General features: G+C 35.4%; 6 protein-coding genes. 5 read left to right on the top strand and 1 reads right to left on the bottom strand.

Features of this window, described 5'->3' with window-relative positions; all coding sequences use genetic code 11:
* The 4 genes from CBG25_RS07445 to aroE all read left to right on the top strand — a co-directional run.
* Positions 1 to 263: transposase (locus CBG25_RS07445; RefSeq protein WP_290603799.1), on the top strand; the 263-nt coding region annotated here is incomplete at its 5' end.
* 163 nt (positions 264 to 426) lie between these two features.
* On the top strand, positions 427 to 969 hold the full coding sequence (locus CBG25_RS07440; RefSeq protein ID WP_290605740.1) for a topoisomerase DNA-binding C4 zinc finger domain-containing protein: 543 nt from the start codon (positions 427 to 429) through the stop codon (positions 967 to 969).
* Positions 970 to 993: 24 nt separating this feature from the next.
* Positions 994 to 1,563 (top strand): Sua5/YciO/YrdC/YwlC family protein, encoded by a 570-nt coding sequence (locus CBG25_RS07435; RefSeq protein ID WP_290605737.1) that lies wholly within the window; start codon positions 994 to 996, stop codon positions 1,561 to 1,563.
* Positions 1,564 to 1,568: 5 nt separating this feature from the next.
* The gene (aroE, locus tag CBG25_RS07430) at positions 1,569 to 2,390 is read left to right on the top strand and encodes a shikimate dehydrogenase (protein ID WP_290605735.1); all 822 of its coding nucleotides are present in this window, start codon (positions 1,569 to 1,571) and stop codon (positions 2,388 to 2,390) included.
* Between the two features lie 73 nt (positions 2,391 to 2,463).
* Here the strand turns inward: aroE and CBG25_RS07425 are convergent, their stop codons facing one another.
* A complete protein-coding gene (locus tag CBG25_RS07425) occupies positions 2,464 to 2,994 on the bottom strand; it encodes a gamma carbonic anhydrase family protein (protein WP_290605733.1) in 531 nt (176 codons plus the stop codon).
* Between the two features lie 90 nt (positions 2,995 to 3,084).
* On the opposite strand from CBG25_RS07425, the gene CBG25_RS21390 reads away from it, so the two are divergent.
* A partial coding sequence (locus CBG25_RS21390) for a helix-turn-helix domain-containing protein (protein WP_366212652.1) occupies positions 3,085 to 3,206 on the top strand: 122 nt, incomplete at its 3' end.

Below are 3,206 nucleotides of genomic sequence, written 5' to 3'. Positions count from 1 at the left end.
AGGCAAACGGCTATAGGAGCCAGATTCAGCGTAAAGGCCATCGAAACAAACCGTTGTCCAAGACTCAGCAAGGGCGAAACCACAGGATTGCAAAGACTAGGGCACGGGTTGAACATGCATTTGCGGCGATGGAACAAATGGGTAGAAAACTGATCCGCACCATTGGACAGGTGCGCGCTAATTTTGCCATGACGATGATGGCAGCATGTTACAACCTAAAGCGGTTGGCGTACTTCCAGAGCGCGTGCATCGTGGCTTTCTGACGCCCAGAATGGGTCAAATGGCCCTAGCCAGGGCAATGTGCGATAGAATCAGTAACGTGATAATCAAAAAAAATCTAATTATTTAGAATGAAAGCCAAGGGTTAATTGAAAATCTTGAGTTTTTCGAGGTGCCCTAGAGTTGAGTAATTAAAGTGAGATGAGAATGCAAAAGCCAACCCTTTTTAGAAAAATGGCAGGTGAAGATAAGGAGCATTGCCCTAAATGTCAAAGTGAACTTATTATTCGAAATGGGGGCTATGGGCCTTTTGTAGCTTGCTCTAACTATCCTAAATGTGATTATGTTCGGCCATTAAAACAAGCAGCAGACAGCCAAATAATTAAAGAATTACAGGATTATTTTTGTCCCAAATGTGGGCATAATTTGGTGTTGAAGCAAGGACGTTTTGGTATGTTTATTGGTTGCAGTCATTATCCTAAATGTGAACATACAGAGTTAATTGATAAACCTGATGAAACATTAGTTGGATGTCCACAGTGTCAAGGTGGTGAATTACTGCAAAGAACATCACGTTTTGGCAAAGTATTTTATGGTTGTAATTGTTATCCTAAATGTCAATTTGTGCTGAATGCTAAACCAATTTCTGGTAAATGTTCTTTCTGTCAGTATCCATTATTAATAGAAAAAAAGGTTTCACAAAATATGAAAATATTTTGTGCAAATAAATTGTGTAATAAACAGCAGTAATAAAAATAAATGGAATAAATTGGTATGGTTGATGAAATATCCCCTTCATGGCGGAATATTATTTTAGCGCTAAATGAAGGTAAAATTATAGCCTATCCGACAGAAGCTGTTTTTGGCCTCGGATGTGATCCTGATAACGATAAAGCAGTCCGTAAGTTATTATTATTAAAAAAGCGTTCATGGAAAAAAGGACTAATTTTAATAGCTGGAGACTATAAACAATTAACACCTTATATTGATGATAATAAATTAACTAATTTACAAAAAGAAATGATGCTTTCAACAGGGTCTGAAGCTATAACTTGGGTAGTGCCCGCTAGAAAAGACATACCAAAATGGTTAACAGGAAAATTTGATTCACTTGCGGTTCGTATTACAAATTTTGAATTAATTAAAAAGCTTTGTTTTTTATATGGCAAACCATTGATTTCTACTAGTGCTAATTTAAATGGATTATCACCATGCAGAACAAAAGAAGAAGTTATTGCTCAGTTTAATGGCCAAGTATCCGTTTTAGAGGGTTCTGTTGGAGGACGTAAGAACCTATCTGAAATTCGAGATATAATGACAGGTCACTTGTATCGAAAAGGGTAATGCAAATGGAAGAATTTGCAGTATTTGGAAATCCAGTAGTACATAGTAAATCACCACTTATTCATAAATTATTTGCTGAACAAACTGGTATTAAATATGAATATGGAAAAGTGCTAGTTCCTTTAAATAAATTTGAAGAAAAATTAGATGATTTTTTTTGCCGAGGAGGAAAGGGAGCAAATATTACTTTACCCTTCAAGGAATTAGCCTACCATAAAGTTGATGAATTAACTGAACAAGCTCAAATATGTGGTTCAATTAATACTATCAAGAGGTTAGATGATCATAGATTACTTGGTGATAATACCGATGGAATAGGTTTAGTTTTAGATCTTGAGCGTTTGCGCTTTATTGAAAAGGGAATGCATATATTAGTAATTGGTGCTGGTGGTGCAGCACGTGGTGTTATAGCTCCTATTTTAAATTATGGCTGTCGAATAACTATTACGAATCGAACATTTAGCAAAGCAGATAAACTAGCAAAACAATTTTCTGCTATAGGGCATATTAATTCATTGATGTTGGAGTCTATTCATTCTGCTGAGTATGATTTAGTGATCAATGCGACATCTTCTGGTGTTGCAGGGGAAGTTCCTGCTATTTCATCCAATATATTTAAGCAAAATGTTTTTTGTTATGACATGTTCTATCGATTAAATGAAACGCCATTTTTAACATTAGCGAAAACCCACGGAGTATTAAAATATGCTGATGGTATTGGTATGTTAGTCGGTCAGGCGGCTTTTGCTTTTAAACTATGGCACGGTAAATTACCTGATATTTCATCTGTATTACAGCGATTAAAAGAAAATGCTGACATAAATTAGTTGGTATATTTATACGGAAAAAAATGATAACGATATCAGGTAACAATTAAGGATAGCATATTTGATAATACACTTATAAGTAATTATTTTTCCAATTTTCATAATTAGTTGCGGACTGAACTAAGCCTTCTAACTCTTCTGACGATAATTTTCTAATCTGTTTTACAGGACTACCAATATATAAATAACCACTTTCCAATTTTTTGCCTTGAGTGACTAAACTACCTGCACCGATAACGACATCAGCCTCAATCTTTGCGCCATCTAAAATAATTGAACCCATTCCAATCAAAGTTCGGTTACCAATAGTACATCCATGCAACATAACTTTGTGTCCAACGGTAACGTCTTCGCCAATAATAAGAGGATATCCTTGGGGATTAAGTTTATTTTTATGAGTAACATGAAGTACTGAACCATCTTGAATATTAGTTCTTGCTCCGATAGATATATAATTGACATCACCACGTATGATAGTTAGTGGCCAAATACTTACATTGTCAGAGATACTTACATCGCCAATTATCACAGCAGTTGGATCGATAAACACACTATTTCCAATAACAGGTTTTGAATGCAAATAAGGTCTTATATTAGAAGTCATTCGCCAATTCCCAAACGAAATGTAACAAAGTAAATCCTTGGTCATACATAGATAAAATTACTGTAATGACCCCATAAGAGATACTGTTGTATGAAGGGAAAACATTTGAACTTACATGAGCGTTTTTATATCGAAAAACGAATAATTGACGGTGTTACTCAGGCCACTATTGCTAGAGAATTGGGGCTTTCTCGTTCAACTGTCAGCAGGGA

The sequence above is a fragment of the Arsenophonus sp. ENCA genome (genome assembly GCF_002287155.1).
Taxonomy (GTDB): domain Bacteria; phylum Pseudomonadota; class Gammaproteobacteria; order Enterobacterales; family Enterobacteriaceae; genus Arsenophonus; species Arsenophonus nilaparvatae.
Note: the sequence above shows the minus strand (reverse complement) of the source record. Positions and strands in the feature narration are given on the sequence as shown.